General features: G+C 73.4%; 9 protein-coding genes. 8 read left to right on the forward strand and 1 reads right to left on the reverse strand.

Annotation, left to right across the window (positions count from 1 at the left end):
• Positions 1-9: 9 nt before the first annotated feature.
• Entirely contained in the window at positions 10-6819 is a 6810-nt protein-coding gene (locus tag OG393_RS04575; protein ID WP_327373273.1) for a polyketide synthase, read from the reverse strand.
• Positions 6820-7162: 343 nt separating this feature from the next.
• Between OG393_RS04575 and OG393_RS04580 the strand changes: the two genes are divergently transcribed.
• The 8 genes from OG393_RS04580 to dpgB all read left to right on the forward strand — a co-directional run bounded on the left by OG393_RS04580 (position 7163) and on the right by dpgB (position 18429).
• The gene (locus OG393_RS04580; RefSeq protein WP_327373275.1) at positions 7163-8443 is read left to right on the forward strand and encodes an NAD(P)/FAD-dependent oxidoreductase; all 1281 of its coding nucleotides are present in this window, start codon (positions 7163-7165) and stop codon (positions 8441-8443) included.
• Between the two features lie 35 nt (positions 8444-8478).
• Positions 8479-10170, forward strand: coding sequence for an NAD(P)/FAD-dependent oxidoreductase (locus OG393_RS04585; protein ID WP_327373276.1), 1692 nt, complete (start codon positions 8479-8481; stop codon positions 10168-10170).
• A 137-nt stretch (positions 10171-10307) separates the two neighbouring features.
• Positions 10308-10835 (forward strand): flavin reductase family protein, encoded by a 528-nt coding sequence (locus OG393_RS04590; protein ID WP_327373277.1) that lies wholly within the window; start codon positions 10308-10310, stop codon positions 10833-10835.
• Between the two features lie 37 nt (positions 10836-10872).
• Complete coding sequence (locus OG393_RS04595) at positions 10873-11568, forward strand: isochorismatase family protein (RefSeq protein ID WP_327373278.1); 696 nt, start codon at positions 10873-10875, stop codon at positions 11566-11568.
• A 94-nt stretch (positions 11569-11662) separates the two neighbouring features.
• Positions 11663-13132, forward strand: a complete 1470-nt coding sequence (locus tag OG393_RS04600; RefSeq protein ID WP_327373280.1) for an MFS transporter — start codon at positions 11663-11665, stop codon at positions 13130-13132.
• A 250-nt stretch (positions 13133-13382) separates the two neighbouring features.
• Complete coding sequence (locus tag OG393_RS04605) at positions 13383-16136, forward strand: AAA family ATPase (protein ID WP_327373281.1); 2754 nt, start codon at positions 13383-13385, stop codon at positions 16134-16136.
• Positions 16137-16569: 433 nt separating this feature from the next.
• A complete protein-coding gene (gene dpgA / locus OG393_RS04610; protein ID WP_327373282.1) occupies positions 16570-17694 on the forward strand; it encodes a 3,5-dihydroxyphenylacetyl-CoA synthase DpgA in 1125 nt (374 codons plus the stop codon).
• Positions 17695-17727: 33 nt separating this feature from the next.
• Entirely contained in the window at positions 17728-18429 is a 702-nt protein-coding gene (gene dpgB, locus OG393_RS04615) for an enoyl-CoA-hydratase DpgB (RefSeq protein WP_327373283.1), read from the forward strand.
• Positions 18430-18465: the final 36 nt, after the last annotated feature.

The raw sequence follows: 18465 nt of genomic DNA on the forward strand, positions 1-18465 counted from the left end.
CCCGTCACGTCACGGTCCCTTCAGTTCGTTGTCGATGAGGTCGAAGAGCTGGTCGGTGGTGGCCGCCCCGATCAGTTCTCCGAGATCCGCGCCGTCCGTGCTCGCCGGTCGGTCCGCCGGGCCGTCGGCGAGGCGCGCGGTCAGCGCGCGCAGGCGGGCGACGATCCGGTCTCGCGCCGTGCCGTCGAGGGGCTCCGCTTCGAGGCGGTTCTCGAGCCGGTCCAGTTCGCCGAAGACCGTGCGCGGGCCGCCGCCCGCGCCGTCGTCCCCGGCCTGCGGGCCGTCGAGGCCGGGCCGGAGTTCGCCGAGCAGGTGCCGGGCCATGGCGGCGGCCGTCGGATGGTCGAACGCGAGGGAGGCGGGCAGGTCCACGGCGGTCCGCGCGACGAGGCGGTTGCGCAGGTCCACGGCGGACACGGAGTCGAGTCCCAGGTCCTTCATGCTGCGCCGCGGGTCCACGTCCGTGGGGTCCTCGAAGCCGGCGACCTCGGCGATCTCCGTGCGGACGACGTCGAGGAGGGTGTGCGCGCGCCGGTCGTCCGGGAGGGCGGCCAGCTCGGTCCGCAGCCGCCGCCCCGGCGGTGTGTCCGTGCCGGGGCGGGTGCCGTCGCCGGGACCGGCAGCCTCGGTCGTGGCCCGGTCGGCGGCCGGGAGGGCGGGGGTCCCGGTGCCGTCGGGCCGGGGCGCGGGCAGTGAGGCGAGCCAGTAACGCCGGTGTTCGAAGGGGTAGACGGGCAGGTCCACCGGTCGTGCGGGCCGGTCGGCGAAGAACGCCACCCAGTCGACCGGTACGCCGTGGGCATGGGCCCGGGTCACCGCGTCGAGCAGAGTGCGGGCCTCGGGGCGTCCGCGGCGCAACCCGCCGCACAGAAACGGTTCGCCGTCCGCGAGGCAGTCGCGCGCCATGGCGGTCAGCACGGCGTCGGGACCGAGCTCGAGAAGCGAGGCGGTTCCCGTGCCCGGGAGCGCGCGTACGGCGTCGGCGAAGCGCACGGCCTCGCGTGCGTGCCGCACCCAGTAGTCGGGCGAGCACAGCTGGGCCGACTCGGCGACCCGGCCTGTCACATCGGAGACCACCGGGATCAGCGGCGGCCGGAAGGTCACCGTCCGTGCCACGGCACGGAAGTCGTCCAGCATCGGGTCCATGTGACGGGAGTGGAAGGCGTGGCTGACCCGCAGCGGGGTCACCCGGCGCTCCCGGGCCCGGAAGCCGTCGCCGACGGTGTCGACCGCGTCCGCGTCGCCGGAGACCACGACGGCGCGCGGGCCGTTGACGGCGGCGATCTCGACGGTGCCCGGCATGCCTGCCAGGGCCGTGCGGACCTCCTCCTCCGTCGCCTCCAGGGCGGCCATCGCTCCGCCGGCGGGCAACGCCGCCATGAGTCGGCCCCGGGCCGCGACGAGCGACGCCGCGTCCGGAAGGGACAGCACTCCGGCCGCGTGGGCGGCGGTCAGGCCGCCGACGGAATGCCCGAGGACCAGATCGGGCACGACGCCCCAGGACTCGACGAGACGGAACAGCGCCGTCTCCAGGGCGAAGAGCGCGGGCTGGGTGAAGTCGGTACGGTCCAGCAGCGCGGCCTCCGGCGTGTCCTCGGCGGCCCACATCACCGCGCGCAGGGGCCGTGCGAGGTGCGGGTCGAGCGCGGCGCGGGCCGCGTCGAGCGCCTCGGCGAAGACGGGATACGCGGCGTACAGCTCCCTCCCCATGCCGGGCCGCTGGCTCCCCTGGCCGGTGAACGCGAGGGCCAGTCCGCCCTCGACGGCCAGTCCGCCGGGGACGGCTCCGGCCTTCGCGTCGCTGTCGGCGACGACCGTGAGGCGGCGCTCGAGCTCGGCGCGCCCCGCCGCGACGAAGGCGGCGCGGCGGGGGAAGTCGCTCCGCGTGGTGGCCAGCGCGGCGGCGAGGTCGGGGAGCGGGAGGTCCGGGTCCTCGCGCAGGCGGGCGAGGAGGTGCGCGGCCCGGGTCCGCAGCGCGGCCGGTGTCCGGGCCGACAGCACGAAGGGCACCTCGGGCGGTTCGGCCCGGGGCTCCGGGGCGGCGGCTCGCGACGGCGTGGCGCCGGGGGCCGGGTCGGGGGCCTGGAGGGAGGAGGCCGGGAGGGGGACCGGGTCGGGGGCCTGTTCGAGGATGAGGTGGGCGTTGGTACCGCTGACGCCGAACGAGGACACCGCGGCCCGGCGGGGGCTCCCGCTCCGCGGCCAGGGGGTGTGCTCCCGGAGCAGGCGTACGGCGCCCGCGTCCCAGTCCACCGCCGTGGTGGGCCGGTCGGCGTGCAGGGTGCGGGGCAGTTCGCCGCGCCGGATCGCCTCGACCATCTTGATGACCGCGCCGACCCCCGCCGCCGACTGGGCGTGGCCGATGTTGGACTTGAGCGATCCGAGCAGCAGCGGCCGTGCCGGATCGCGTTCCCGGCCGTAGGTGGCCAGGAGCGCGTTGGCCTCGATCGGGTCGCCGAGCACGGTGCCGGTGCCGTGCGCCTCGACGGCGTCCACGTCGGCGGGTGACAGGCCGGCGTCGGCGAGGGCCCGGCGGATGACCTGCTGCTGGGCGGGGCCGCTCGGCGCGGTCAGGCCGTTGCTCGCGCCGTCCTGGTTGACCGCGCCGCCCCGGAGCACGGCGAGCACGGGGTGCCCGTGGCGGCGGGCGTCGGAGAGGCGTTCCAGGACGACCACGCCGACGCCCTCGGACCAGCCGGTGCCGTCGGCGTCCGAGCTGAACGCCTTGCAGCGGCCGTCGGCGGCGAGGCCGTGCTGGCGGCTGAACTCCACGAAGGTGCCCGGGGTCGCCATCACGGCGACCCCGGCGGCCAGCGCCAGCGAGCACTCGCCGCGGCGCAGCGCCTGGGCGGCCAGGTGGAGGGCGACGAGCGAGGAGGAGCAGGCGGTGTCGACGGTGAGCGCCGGTCCGCTGAGGCCGAGGGTGTAGGCGAGGCGTCCGGAGGCGACGCTGCCGGCGGTGCCGGTGCCGAGGAGGCGTTCCAGGTCTTCGGGGAGGGCGCCCGGGTTCTTGGCGTAGTCGTGGAACATCAGCCCGACGTAGACGCCGGTGTCGGTGTGCCGGAGCGTGTGCGGGTCGATGCCGGCGCGTTCGATCGCCTCCCAGCCCACTTCGAGGAGCAGGCGCTGCTGGGGGTCCATGGCGAGCGCTTCGCGGGGGCTGATGCCGAAGAATCCGGCGTCGAAGTCGCCCGGAGCGTCGAGGAAGCCTCCGGAGCCGGTGGCGCTGGTGCCCGGTTCGGTCCCGTCACCGCTGAGCAGCCGGTCCAGGTCCCAGCCGCGGTCGGTGGGGAACGGGCCGATGGCGTCGCGGCCGTCGGCGACGAGTCGCCACAGGTCCTCGGGGGAGGCGACGCCTCCGGGGTAGCGGCAGGCCGTGCCGACCAGGACGACGGGGTCGTCGGCGGCGGGCGCGGCGCAGGTGGCGGCGGTCGCGGGGGCGTCCGCGCGGCCGAACAGGTCCCGGGCGAGCACCTCCGCGACGGCGGCGGGCGTCGGATGGTCGAAGGCGAGGGTGACGGGCAGCCGCAGTCCGGTGCGGGCGGCGAGCCGGTCGCGCAGGGCGACCGCGGTGAGGGAGGTGAGTCCCAGGTGGACGAAGGCGAGCGTGGTGTCGACGAGGGACGGTCCGGCGAGTCCGAGGGTGCGGGCCGCTTCCTCGCGTACCAGGTCGACGAGGGCGCGGGAGCGGGCCCGGCCGGGCAGTCGACCGAGCCCGGACCGCAGTGCCTCCGCCTCGGCGGTGCCGGCGGCGGGTGTGCCGGTGCCGCCGGAGGCGGGCGGGCGCAGCAGGGTGCGCAGCCGGGTGGCGGCCGGGTCGGAGCGCAGGCGCCAGGGGTCGACGCGCAGCGCCAGGACGGGTCCGGGCAGCGTCCGGCCGATGTCGAAGGCGTCGGCGGTCTCTCGGTCGGTGAGCGCCAGCGCGCCGGGCACGACCGGGGTGGCGGTGGCGGACTCGACCGGGGTGGCCGGTCCGGGGACGAGGCCGATGAGGGTCGTGTGCGGCGCGTCGTGCGCGAGCGCGGCGAGGCGGGCTTCGGCGGCGGCCTGTGCCGGAGAGCCGGCGTGCGCGAGCCCCTCGCCGAGCGGGCCGCAGAGGGTGAGGGGTGTCGGGGCCGGGGAGCCGCGGCCGGTCAGGGCCATGAGGTGGGCCGCGGCGCGCGTGGCGTCCGGTCCGGTGAGAGGATGCACGATCGCGGCGAGTGGCGCTCCCGCGGCGGCGGCGGTGAGCAGCGCGGCGGCGCCCGCCTCGGTGTCCGCCCGCGCGGTGTGGACCGTGACCTCGGCGCCCATCCCGGCCAGTTCGCGGGCCAGTTCGCGGGAGGCCGTGGGTCCGGTGCCGGCGAGGGCGATCGAGCGGACACCGTGGCCGGCGACGAGGTGGCCGGCCAGGACGCGGGCCAGCGGGGTGCCCGCACCCGTCACGAGGACCGTCCCCTCCGGGCCGGCCCCGCCCTCGGTTTCCGCACCGGCGGGTCCGGCCTGCGCTCCGGCGGGTCCGGTCCGCACGCCGCCCGCTTCGGCCTCCGCGTCGCCGTCCGTGACTCCCGGCCGGGCGGCTTCCGGCTGATCGCCGGCCGGTCCGGGGGGCTCGACGGCCGTGGTCGTCGCCCGCGTCCGGGAGAGGCGCGGCAGGTGGACGGTGCCCGCGCGGACTGCGCACTCCGTCTCCTCGCCGAGCCCGGTCAGCAGGGTGTCCCAGGCCGCGGCGGGCAGAGCCCCGGACTCCCCTTCCGGGGCCGGTGGTTCGAGGTCGACGAGGAGCGTGCGGCCGGGGCGGCCGGAGGCGTGGGCGCGGAACCAGGCGCGCCGGGCCGCGCCGGACGGGTCGACCGGCTCGCCGGGACGCACCGCCACCGCGCCCCGGGTCAGGACGATGGTCCGGCGGGGCGGCCCGGCCGCGGCGAGGGCCGCGAACCCGGGGAGGCCGTCGGGGTCTTCGGAGCCGTCCCGGTCCTCCGGCGCACCGGGGCCTTCGTGCGCGTCCTTCGCGGGCGCGGGTCCGGCCAGGAGGTATCCGTCGAACGGTCCCGCGGCGCGTGCCGCCGCCGGGTCGGCGCAGTGCTCGGTCTGGCCGCCCGCGCGCCGGACCGCCTCCTCGAAGGCGGGTTCCCGGCCGCCGATCACGGCCCAGCGCCCCGGTTCCCCGCCCGGACCGGGGCGGATGTCCGACGGCTGTCCGTCCGGGTGCGCCGTGGGACGGGTCCCCGAGGTGTCCGCCCCGTCCTCCCACGGCACCCAGTCCGTCTCCCACAGGTGGTCGTGGTGGGTCGTCCCGACGCCGCGCAGGCGGGCCGGGAGCCGCCCCAGCCGTCCTCGGCTGACCTTGCCCGAGCCGGTGAGCGGCAGGGCGGTGGTCTCGTACAGCGCCACGGGGACCTTGAAGTAGCTGAGCCGGTCCCGGCAGGCGGCGAGCGCCGCGGCCGGCGACCAGCCCTCGGGCTCGGCGACGATGTAGGCGACCGGTACCTCGCCCAGGGCCTCGTCCGGACGGCCCGTCACGGCGACGTCCCGGACGCCGGGCACGGTCCGCAGGACCGCCTCGATCTCGCCGGGCTGGATGTTCTCTCCGGCCCGGATGATCAGTTCCTTCACGCGCCCGGTGACGGCGAGCCGCCCCTCGTCGTCGCGGCGGGCCAGGTCGCCGGTGCGGTACCAGCCGTCCCGCAACGCGGCGGCGGTCTCCTCCGGCCTGCCGTGGTAGCCGGCCATGAGGCCGGGGCTGTCGACCAGGACCTCGCCCTCCTCGCCGGGCGGCACGTCCCGGCCGGTGCGCGGATCGACCAGCCGCAGCCGGGCGCCGGGCACCACGGTCCCGACGGTGCCGGGGACCCGTACCTCGTCGGGGCGGCTCATGGTGATGGCGCCGCAGGTCTCGGTGCTGCCGTAGCTGTTCACCAAGGGCGCTCCGAGGACCCTCTCGACGGCCTCGGCGAGCGCCGCGCCGGTGGCCGCACCGGTCACCAGGCAGACTCGGGGACCGGTGACGGGGCGGCCGGACTCCTCGACCGCTTCGAGGAGCCGGAAGTACATCGAGGGGACGCCGAGCAGCATGGTGTACGGCTCGGAGCGCAGCGCCTCCAGGACGTCGCGGGCGCCGAAGCCCGGCAGGATGCGCGCGGTGGCGCCGGTGAGGGTCACGCCGAGGACGCAGAGGATGTGCGCCAGGCTGTGGAAGAGCGGCAGCGGCCACAACAGCCTGTCTTCCGCAGCGAGTCCGAGGACGCCCTGGTAGGAGGAGCGGACCGACCACAGGCAGCCGCGCTGGGTGGAGACGACGCCCTTGGCGCGGCCCGTGGTGCCGGAGGTGTAGAGGATCCAGGCCGGTTCGTCGAGTCCGAGGTCGTCTCGCGGCGCCTGGGCGGGCTCCGTCCCGGCGAGCGCGTCGAAGGCGAGGGTGTCGGGGTCCTCGCCGTGCGCGAGGACGATCGTGAGGTGCGTGCGTCCGGGCCGCAGGCGGGTGACCTGTTCGAGGTGCGCGCCGTCGGTGATGACGAAGCGGGCTCCGCTGTCGTCGAGTTGATGGGCCAGCTCGGCGTCCGAGGACTGCGGGTTGACGGGGACGCCGACGGCGGCGGCCCGGGTGACGCCGAGATAGCTCTCGACGGTCGTCACGGAGTTGCCGAGGAGGATCGCGACCCGGTCGCCGCGCCCGAGTCCGTGGCCGGCGAGGTGGCCGGCGAGCCGCCCCGTACGTGTCTCCAGCCCGCCGTAGGTGACCTGTCGTTCCTCGTCGGCGAACGCGACCTTGTCGGGCCGGTCGAGTGCGTGCTCGCGCAGCACTGCGGAAAGTGGCCGGATGCCTTCGACCTGCGTCACTCGCACGCTCCTGCCTGCTTTGAGTTTCCACCGTCGGCACAGCACCTGGGGGCCGGGCGGCGCCGTTTCCTCCGGCTCGCGCACCCTTCCGGCCGTTCCCGGCGAGCACACCTGGTGTAACGCTAGAAAGGGCGGTACGGCGAATACAACCCCTAGTTCGTTCCCCTGATCCACTGTTTCCGCCCCTAATCCAGCGGGGGTCCGGATTTCCCAAGAACGCGTCCAGAAGCTGTGCAGAAGGCGTTCAGCGCCTGTCCCCGAACCTGGCGGAGTCCAGCCAACGCAGTGCTGCGATGCCCGCTCGGGGCGGGATGTGGCACGTTTCAGATCGGGAAGGTCGCACATGCCGTCCACTCTCACCGGCATACCCACTGAATTCGATGTCATCGTTATCGGCGGTGGGCCGGCCGGTGCCACCACCGCCGGACTTCTCGCCAAGCGGGGACACAAGGTCCTGATTCTCGACCGCGAGCGTTTTCCTCGCTACCACGTCGGCGAGTCGCTCATTCCGGTCGTGATGGCCCCCATGGAGGAAATGGGCCTGACCGAGCGGATGGAGCAGCGCGGTTTCGAGCGCAAGTACGGCGGAACGTTCGTGTGGGGCAGCGAGCAGGCGGCCTGGGACTTCTCCTTCGTGGACGGCGGCGACTATCCGTTCGCCTACCACACCCGGCGCGCCGACCTGGACGCGCTGATCCTGGACCGGGCCCGCGAGCTGGGGGCGTTCGTCGTCGAGGACGCCACCGTGAAGGAGCCGGTGGAGGACGAGGACGGCCGGGTGACCGGTGTCCGCTTCACGGTGCGGGGCGGCAAGGGGAGCTACGAGGCGTCGTCCTCGATGGTGGTGGACGCGTCGGGTCAGGCGCGTGTCCTCACCCGCAAGTACTCGGAGATCCACTGGCACGACAAGCTCCGCAACGTCGCCGTGTGGACGTACTTCGACAACTGCGAACGGCTGCCGGGCGACCAGTTCACCAACATCCTGATCGAGGGCATCGAGAACGGCTGGTTCTGGGGAATCCCGCTCGACAAGGGGACGGTCAGCGTCGGTTTCGTGACGCCGAGCTCGGTCGCCGGCGACAGCGACCAGAACCTGGAGCAGCTCTTCCGTGACGAGGTCGAGAAGACCACGAAGCTGAAGCACATGCTGCGGGACGCACGTCAGTCGGCCGGTTTCCGCAGCGCCCGGGACTGGTCGTACACGAACCAGACCGTCTACGGGAAGGGCTGGGCCGCCGTCGGCGACGCGGCGGCGTTCGTCGACCCGCTCATCTCGACCGGTGTCGCGCTGGCGACGACCGCGGGCAGCATCCTGTCCCGGGTCATCGACAAGGTGCTGCAGCACCCGGAGATCGAGGAGGTGGCGCTCAAGCGCTACGCCACCGCCTATCTGAGCTTCTTCAACGAGGTCCGTTCCTTCGTGGAGCGCTTCTACGACCGCTCACTGAAGAAGGAGGACTACCACAAGCTGGCCCAGTCCATCATCGACCCGGAGGAGAAGAACACCCCGGCGGCCGACTTCGTCACCCTGCTGGGTGGTCTGCGCGGCAAGCACCTCGCGCTGAACATCTCGGTCGACGACCTCGTACCGGAGCCCCCGCTCTCCGCGACCACCAAGGCCTGACCCGTCCGACCGACCGTCCAGTGAAGGAGAATCCGGTGCCAGGCAAGAACTCCGCCTCCGCGGTGGAAGACCGGTACGACGTGGTGATCCTCGGCAGCGGCATGGCCGGGGGAATGCTGGGCGCGGTGCTCGCCCGCAACGGGGTCAGGACCCTCATCCTCGACGCGGGCACCCACCCGCGTTTCGCGGTGGGCGAGTCGACCATCCCGTACACCTCGGGCATGGCCCGTCTCATCGCCAAGCGCTACGACGTGCCCGAGCTCAAGGCGCTGTCGAACTACAAGGGGACCATCGACGAGATCTCCCCCAACTGCGGCCAGAAGCAGAACTTCGGCTTCGTCTACCACCGCGAGGGACTGCCACAGAACCCGCAGGAGATCAACCAGCTGGTCGTCCCGCTCGAACTGCGCACCGAGACGCACCTGTTCCGGCAGGACGTCGACGCGCACCTGTTCCACGTCGCGCTCTCCTACGGCGCGGACGCGCGGCTGGCCACCCGGGTCACCGACATCGACATCGACCCGGACGAGGGCGCGGTGCTGCGCACCGAGCACGGCGAGGAGTTCCGCGCCTCCTACGTGGTCGACGGCAGCGGTTTCCGCTCGCCGCTCGCGGAGAAGTTCGGCCTCCGGGAGACGCCGACGCGGGCCCGGACCCACTCGCGCTGCCTCTTCACGCACATGATCGGGGTGAAGCGCTTCGACGACTCGCCCACGGCGCAGCCGCACGACCAGCCCAGCCCGTGGCACCACGGGACGCTGCACCACGTCTTCGACGGCGGCTGGCTCTGGGTCATCCCGTTCGACAACCACGACGCGGCACGCAACCCGCTGTGCAGCGTGGGGCTCACCCTGGACCCGCGGAAGTACCCGAAGGGCTCGACCCCTCCGGAGCAGGAGTTCGAGGACTTCCTGAAGCGGTTCCCCGAGATCGCCTGGCAGTTCGAGGACGCGAAGGCCGTCCGTCCTTGGGTGTCGACGGGCCGGCTGCAGTACTCGGCCGGGCAGGTCGTCGGTGAGCGCTTCTGTCTGACCTCGCACGCCGCCGGGTTCATCGACGCGTTGTACTCGCGCGGCCTGGCCAACACCCTGGAGCTGGTCAACGCGCTGGGCTGGCGGCTGATCGCCGCCTCCCGCGACGGTGACTGGTCCAGGGAGCGCTTCGCCCATGTGGAGGCCCTGCAGCAGGGGCTGTTCGACTTCCACGACGACCTCGTCTACAGCTCGTTCGTCGGCTTCGGCCACTACGACCTGTGGAACGCGGTCAACCGGACCTGGATGCTGGGCACGATGAGCGGCAACATGATGGTCGAGGACGCCTACTACCGGTACAGCGAGACCGGCGACCCCGACGTCTTCCTGGAGACCGAGCGGTCCGGTCACCCGGGCTCCCCCCTCCCGATCAGCGAGACCTTCGTCCGCATGGGCACGCTGACCCGTGAGCTGTGCGAGTCCGTCGAGCAGGGCACGCTGGCGCCGGAGGTCGCCGCCGAGCGCATCCACGAGTACATCCGCAAGGAAGTGGACTTCATCGCGCACGCGGACAAGTTCGGGCTGCGGGAGAACCGCTGCTTCAACATGACCCGCGAGCGGATGGACGCGGCCGAGGAGTGGTCGCGCACCCAGGCCCCGCCGGAGATCGGCCGGCGCATGCTCAACGCCAGCCGGGGCATGGCGCGCGCCAAGGAGGCCGAGAGCGGCGGTGGCACCGGGGCCGAGGACTACTGAGACCGGACTCCGGCCGTCCGGGACCGGCGACCTCTCTCCCGGCCCTCCCGGCACCGCGTCCGGGAGGGCCGTCGTCCGCCCCCGGCCGTCCGGCCCCGCCCGTACGTGTCACGCCCGACCGACGCAAGTGAGGACCCATGTCGCACCAGCGGTACGAAGCCGATCTGCGCCGCCTGATGGCCGGATTCCCCACCGGTGTCTCGGTCGTGACGGCCACGGCCCCGGACGGCGTCCCCTGGGGGATGACGTGCACGTCCCTGTGCAGCGTCGCCCTGGACCCGCCGACCCTCCTGGTCTGTCTGCGCCGCGACAGCCCCACCCTGGAGGCGGTCCTGGCCGGCGGGACACTCTCCGTGAACCTGCTGCACCAGCACGCCCGTTCCACCGCCGAGCTGTTCGGCTCCGGGGCGGCGGACCGCTTCGATCGGATTCCCTGGGTGGCCGCGACGGACGGCGGCCCGCACCTGGTGGAGGCCGCGCACACGATCGCCGACTGCGTGGTCACCGAAGACCAGGCGGTGGGCGACCACACGATCGTGATGGCCCGCGTGACCCTGGTGACCTCGCTGCGCTCCCCCCTGCCACTGCTGTACGGCATGCGGCGCTACGGGTCATGGGCGGAGGACGCGGAGAACGGGTTCCTCTCCTACGACTTCATCTCGTGACCACCGCGGCCGCCCGCGCCGGAGGGTGAGGACAGCCATGGACGTCTCCGTGATCGCCCCGTACCCGATGCCCGGGGCGGGACACTCCGCCGCGAACCGGGTCGACTGGGTTCCCGACCCCGCCCGCGCGGTGCTGCTCCTGCTGAACATGCAGGGGTACTTCCTGCGGCCGTACACCCGGGGAGAAGCCCCCCTGACCGGCCTGCTCGCCAACACCACGGCGCTGGTCGGGGCGTTCCGCCGGCTGCGGATGCCCGTCATCCACACCGTGCAGCCCGGGACCCAGGCACCCGGGGAGCGCGGCCTGCTCACGGACTTCTGGGGCAAGGGACCCGACGACGTGCTGGAGGACGCGGCGATCGTCCCGGAGGTCGCGCCGGACGCCTCCGGAGTCGTGGTGTCCGCCTGGCGGTACAGCGCCTTCTCGGGGTCCGGTCTGGACCGGGAGCTGCGCGCCACCGGGCGTGACCAGGTGGTCATCTGCGGTGTGTACGCGCATCTGAGCTGCGTCACGACCGCTCTGGACGCCTTCGACCGCAACCTGGAGGTCTTCCTCGCCTCCGACGCGGTCGCCGACTTCGACGCCCGCCGGCACCGGGCGGCACTGGAATGGGCCGCGGGCTGCTGCGCGGCGGTGCGGACCACCACGGAACTGACCGGCGCGCTCGACGCGGCGGCCCGTCCCGGCACCGCCTCAGAGCCTGTCGGCCGAAGGCCACCCGGCAGGCCCTGAGATCAGCCCCCGGGGGCTGATCCCGCTCGACAGCGGCACCCCGCGTGGCTACTATTTATACATGTACAAAAATACTGCACGAGAGGAACGTCCCGTGAGCCCCGGCGGGGTGCTGTGGACGGTCGCGATCGCCCAACTCATGGTCTCGCTGGACGTCTCGGTGGTGAACGTCGCCCTGCCCTCCATGCGGACCGCGCTCGGCTTCGACGAGTCGGGGCTCTCCTGGGTGGTCAACGCGTACACACTCACCTTCGGCGGCCTCCTGCTCCTCGGCGGCCGGGCGGCCGACCGGTTCGGGCGCAGACCACTCCTGTTCGTCGGCCTGGCCCTGTTCGGGGTGACCTCGCTGCTCGGCGGCCTCGCCCAGGGCCCGGGCCAGCTCATCGCCGCCCGCGCCGCCCAGGGTGTGGGCGCCGCGCTGATCGCCCCGGCGGCGCTCGCCGTGCTCACCACGAGCTTCCCGGCCGGCCCCCGGCGCGGGAAGGCGCTCGGTGTGTACAGCGCCGTCACCGCGGGCGGCGCGGCCGTCGGCGTGGTGGTGGGCGGCCTGCTCACGGAGTACATCAACTGGCGCTGGGTCATGCTCGTCAACGTCCCGCTGGCGCTCGTCGGGCTGTGGCTGGCGGGGCGTCACGTCCCGGCCGCAGGGGCGGGCGACACCGCGCGCCGCCTCGACGTCGTCGGCGCCGTGCTGGCCACCCTCGGCACCTCACTGCTGGTCTTCGCCCTGGTCAGGACGGACATCGAGGGCTGGGGATCGACGACGACCATCGGCTCGCTGGCCGTCGCCGCGATCCTGCTCGCCGGCTTCTTCGCCTACGAGGGCACCCGGGCCAAGGAACCCCTGCTGCGGCTCGGTGTCCTGACCAACCGGTCCGTGTCCGGGGCGAACATCTACATGATGATGGTCTCCATCAACATCTTCACCTCGTTCTACTTCGTCTCCCTCTACCTCCAGGAAGTCCTCGGGATGGGCGCGCTGACCGCCGGTCTCGCGTTCCTGCCGTTCTGCCTGGGCCTGGTCGTCGGCTCGTTGTACGCGGTCAGGCTGCTGGCCCGCTTCGAGGCACGCGCCCTGCTGATCGTGGGCGGGGTCGTCGGCGCCCTCGGCATGTTCTGGTTCAGTCAGATCCGGCCCACCGGCAACTTCCTCGTCGACGTCCTGGGGCCGTCGCTGGTGACCAGCTTCGGCATCGGGCCGCTCCTCGTGCCGATCGCCAACGCCGCCACCGCGGGCGTCGCCCCGAACGAGGCCGGCATGGCCTCGGGCCTGCTGAACAGCGCCCGCCAGATCGGCGGAAGCATCGGTCTCGCGGCGATGAGCACGATCGCCCTGGCCGTGACCGACCGCGCGCCCGCCACGGACCCGCCCGGCGCCCGGCTCACCGAGGGATACGGCATGGTCTTCACGGTCAACAGCGGCCTGCTGGTGGTCGCCGTACTGGTGGCGCTGTTCGTACTGCCCCGCCGCGGCCCGAGCTTCGGACCCGCACCGGTCGCCCCGCAGAGCGGCGCACCGGGCCGGCGTCCCGAGGCGGTCGGCGGGGAGGGCTCGCGCCCCTGACGCACGGCACCGCCTCCCTCGCCACCCGGTTCGACCCGACCGGCCGCGCACCTCCCCGGCGCGGCCGGTCGGTCGTGTGCACGCGGCCATGCGCCCGCCGTCCCGCCCGCCGTCCCCGGGGGCCGGGAGAGAACGTCCAGCAGTCCTTCAGACGATCTCCCGCACACTGACACGGTCACGGCGCCCGGCACGCCGAACGCCGCAGCCCGTCGCTGAGGGGCGAACGGGCGCCTGGAGGAGGTGCACACGGATGGTGCTGGTCGAACGTGATCCCCAACTCACTCTGCTTTCCGGCCTGCTGGACCAATGTCTGGGCGGAGCCGGCAGCGTCGTGATCGTCCGCGGCCCGGTGGCCGTCGGCAAGACGGAACTGCTGCACGCCTTCTCCGAGCGGGTCGCGGGCGACCGGGTGCGCTTCCTGGCCGCCGCCGCCTCGCCGGCCGAACGGCACCTGCCGTTCGGGCTGCTCAGCCAACTCCTGCACGGAGCCGACGCCGAGTACGCGCAGCGGGCCGGCCTCGCCCTCTCCGGCACCGGACGGACCGACGGACGGATCAGCCCGCGCACCCTGGAGGAGGTCTCGCGCGTCTTCCTCGACATGAGCGACGCCGAGCCGCTGCTGATCGGTGTCGACGACGTCCACCACGCGGACGCCGAATCCCTCCAGTGCCTGCTCTTCCTCGCCCGCCGGCTGCGTCGCTCCCGCATCATGCTGGTCCTCGGCGACCAGGACAGGACCGGCTCGGACTCCCCCGCCCCACGGACGGAACTGACCCGCCATCCGTACTGCCACCAGATCCGGCTCGAACCGCTCGGCTGCGACGGGGTCGCGGCACTCCTCGCACACGAGTTGGACCCGCACGTCGCGCACAGCCTGGCCGCCCCCGCGTTCGCCGTGACCGGAGGCAACCCGCTGCTGGTGCAGGCGCTGGCCGAGGACTGGCAGGCCGCGGCCCGCACGGCGGGGCCCGCGGCGCCCTCCGGCCTCGTCGTCGGGGACCGCTTCGCCGAACGCGTCGTGAGCTGCCTGCACCGCATCGAACCCGACGCCCTGGCCGTCGCGCGGGCGACGGCCGTACTCGGCGGCACTCCCCCGGCCGGACACGTCGCCGGACTGTCCGGACTCGGCGGAATCGAGGCCCGCGCGCTGGTCGGTCTGCTCGAGGACTCCGGCATCCTCCGGCAGGGCCACTACCGCCACCACACCGCGCGGGCGGCCGTACTCCGGGACCTCGGCGCCCGGGAGCGGGTCGCCCGGCACCGGCGGGCCGCCCACATGCTGCACGCGGAGGGCGGTCGACCCACCGACATCGCCCACCACCTCGTGGCCGCCGGGGAACCCGCCCAACCCTGGGCGGCGGCGGTACTCCGCGAATCCGCCGCCGGCGCCACTGCCGACGGCCGGATCGACTTCGCCCTCGACTGCCTCAAGCTCGCCCACACGATCGCCGACGACGAGCACCAGCGGGCCGTCAGCCGCGCGGTGCTCGCCGACGCCGAATGGCGGATCGAGCCCGCCCGGGTGGTCCGTCACCTCGGCCGGCTCACCGAGGCCGTCGACCGGCGGCTCCTCGCCCACCGCGACGCCCTCGCCACCCTGGAGTACCTGCTCTGGCACGGCCGGCCCGACGAGGCGGCATCGGCGCTCGGCCAACTCTCCGCGACGACCGAGGGACCGGACGCGGCGGACCTGCGCGAGGTACGCGCCTGCCTGGAACTCTGCTACCCGGGCAGGCGGAAGGGAGCCGGGGCCACGCCGCCCGCCACACCGGCGGACGGGCCGCCGTCGCTCGTCGGCACCGTGCTGCGGGCCGTGCGGGGCGACGAAGCCGTGGCCGGCGAGCACCTCTGGCAGGGCCTGCGCCCCGAGGAACCGCTCTCCCGGATCTCCCTGGGACTGCTGGCGCTCTCCCGGCCGGAGCGGCTCACCACGGCGGCGCCGTGGTGCCTGCCGATGCTCGACGACGCCGCCCTCCAGGACGGCCCGGAATGGCCGGGGCTGCCGCGGGCGGCCCGTGCCGAGGCGGCGCTGCTGCGCGGCGACCTGCCGGCCGCGGCCCGGTTCGCCGCCGGCGCACTGGACGAGACCTCACGGCCGAGCTGGGGCGTCCTGGTCGGCGCACCGCTCGCCTGCCTGCTGACCACCGCCGTCCGCACGGGGCGGTACGAGGACGCCGCCGCCCACCTGGCGATGCCGGTGCCGGGCGCACTGCTGGAGACACCGTTCGGGCTGCGGTACCTCCAGGCCCGCGGCCAGTACCAGTTGGCGGTGAACCGGCCCTACGCGGCGCTCAGCGACTTCCAGACCTGCGGTCAGCTCCTGCGGGACTGGGACGACGACGGGCCCCGCGCCCTGCCGTGGCGGATCGACGCCGCGCAGGCCCTGCTGCGCCTGCGCCGCCGGGACGAGGCGCGCGCCTTGCTGGAGGAGCAGCTCGACGCCCTGCCCGCGGACGACGCGCGGGCCCTCGGCCGGACCCTGCGGCATCTGGCCGCCTCGCTGGAGCCGCACGAGCGTCCCGCGCTGCTCACGGACGCAGTGGAGTCGCTGCGGCAGGCCGGCGACCGGGTCGAACTGGCCCACGCGCTGGCCGATCTCGGCAGTGCCTACCACGCGACCGGAGACGCGCGACGCGCCCGGCCCGCGCTCCGGCGCGCCTGGCGGGCGGCGCGCGAGTGCCAGGCCGAGGGCCTGACCCGTTCGCTGCTGCCCGGACTCGCCGGGACGACGGCGGCACAGCCCCCGGGCGCGCTCCTCGGCGGAGACCGCGCGGCCGAGCTCAGCGCGGCGGAGCACCGGGTGGGCAGTCTCGCCGCGCAGGGCAACAGCAACCGGCAGATAGCGCAACGGCTGTGTATCACCGTCAGCACGGTGGAGCAGCATCTGACCCAGGTCTACCGGAAACTCCGGGTGCGGAACCGCACCGATCTGCCGGTCTTCCTGGAGGGCGACGACTTGGCGGACCCCGGGATTCCGCGGGAGGGCCCCTCCCTGTGCCGCTGACCGGCCAGGAGCGGCGGCGGAGCTCCCTTTCCCGCTGTGTCGACGTCGTGGTGCGCCGGACGACTGACAGACGGCGACGTGACGACGAAGTGACGACGACGACCTGATATCCGGGAAATACCGGACGCCCGGACGATTCACGTAGGGGGCGGGAATTCCCTCCCCCTCAGCGGTGAAGGACCACCGTTTCCGCTTCCCGTACGTCCATCCCCTGCGTCGAACCCACTGATTCATCGGCCTTTCCGCAATTCACACCCCTACTCCCCCTAGTGAGGGCGGTGACGGCGTTCACACGGAACAGGGATGACATCGTGTCCCCTCTCCGGACTAGGCTGGCGACACGGCTTCCACGGAACGTCTCGCAAGCCGATTCTCCCGAACTCCCGATGCACCGGCGTGATTCGCCGCCGGCTGTCAGCAATGGGCGGTCAGAATGCTCCTGAGTGAAAATCCGGTCCGGAAGGACGACATACGACACGCCGAGGCACCCTGGGCCAGGACCCGTACCGGTCCGTCGATCCTGGGCGTCGGCACCTCGAACCCGGATTCCTCCTACACGCAGGAGGAGCTCCTCGACCTCTACGACATCCAGGACCGGCGCATCCGTTCGGTGTTCCTCAACTGCGCCATCGACAAACGCTTCCTCAACGTGCCGCCGTACGGCGACGACGGCCGGCCCCGCGGGGAGACCCAGGGCGAACTGCTCGCCAAACACAAGGCGCGGGGCACCGAGATGGGGGCCCGCGCGCTCCAGTCCTGTCTCAAACAGATCGGCGCCGCGGTCAGCGACGTCGGGTACCTCGTCTGTGTGTCGTCGACCGGTCTCCTCACCCCCGGCTTCAGCGCGCTGCTCCTCCGCGAGGTGGGCATCCCCACGGACTGCAGCCGGCTCGACGTCGTCGGGATGGGCTGCAACGCCGGGCTCAACGCCCTGAACGCCACCACCGGCTGGGCCTCGGCCAACCCGGGCCGGATCGCGCTGATGGTGTGCATCGAGGTCTGCTCCGCCGCCTACGTGTTCGACGGCACCATGCGGACGTCGGTCGTCAACAGCCTCTTCGGTGACGGCGCCGCCGCGATCGCCGTCTCGCACGGCACGCAGAGCGTCGAGCGGCCCGGCCCGCAGGTACTGAAGTACGCCAGCTGCATCGTCCCCGACGCGGTCGACGCGATGCGGTACGACTGGGACGACGACCAGGGCAAGTTCAGCTTCTTCCTCGACCGGGACGTGCCCTACGTGGTGGGTGCCCACGCCGAGACGGTGGTCGGGAACCTGCTGAACGGAACAGGTCTGCGGCGCAGTCAGATCGCCCACTGGCTGATCCACTCCGGTGGCAAGAAGGTCATCGACTCGGTGGCGGTCAACCTCGGGCTGACCGGACACGACGTCCGGCACACCACGAGCGTGCTGCGCGACTACGGCAACCTCTCCAGCGGCTCCTTCCTGTTCTCCTACGAGCAGCTGATGCGGGAGGGCGCCACGCGTCCGGGCGACTACGGCGTCCTCATGACGATGGGCCCCGGCTCGACCCTCGAGACCGCGCTCGTCCGCTACTGATCACCCTCCCGACCCAGACGAGTAGGACCAGACATGTCTTCCGCAGAACTCGCGCAGGCTCCCGCCCCGGTCGCCACGCTCGACATCGACAGTTCCCGTCCGCTGTCCGCGCCACTGGTCGCGGAGATCAACACGCTCTGCGACCGGCTGGAGGACTCGGAGGGCGGGACGACCGCCGTGATCCGGCTGCACGGGACGGACACGGCGACGCAATGGCCGGGCGCCGTCGGCATCGACCTGGTGAGCCGCTGGGAGAAGGCCCTGCGGCGGCTGGAGCAGACCCGGTCCGCGAGGATCGTGATCGTCGAGGGCGTGTGCAGCGGTCCGGCGTTCGAAGTCCTGCTCACCGGCGACCTCCGCATCGGCGCCCCGGGAGTACGCATCGACATACCCGCCAACGACGGCGGTGTCTGGGCCGGGATGGCCGTGCACCGGCTCACCAACCAGCTCGGCGGCATGCGCGCCCGGCGGCTCGTGCTGTTCGGCGCCCAGGTGTCGGCACAGCGGGCGCTGGAGCTCGAACTGATCGACGAGACGGCCAAGGACCCGGCGGCCGTGGCGGCCCGTCTGGCGGAGCGGTTCGGCCGGCTCGTCCCGGCGGAGCTGGCGATCCGGCGGCAGCTGGTCCTCGACGCCGGCGTGACCGCCTTCGAGGAGGCCCTGGGCAAGCACCTCGCCGCCTGCGACCGGACGCTGCGCCGGGCCAGGGGCGAGTTCACCCCGTCGCCGCGGTGACCCGTCGTCCCGCACGTCCCGTCCCCCGCGAGCAGA

Source organism: Streptomyces sp. NBC_01216 (assembly GCF_035994945.1).
Taxonomy (GTDB): Bacteria; Actinomycetota; Actinomycetes; order Streptomycetales; family Streptomycetaceae; genus Streptomyces.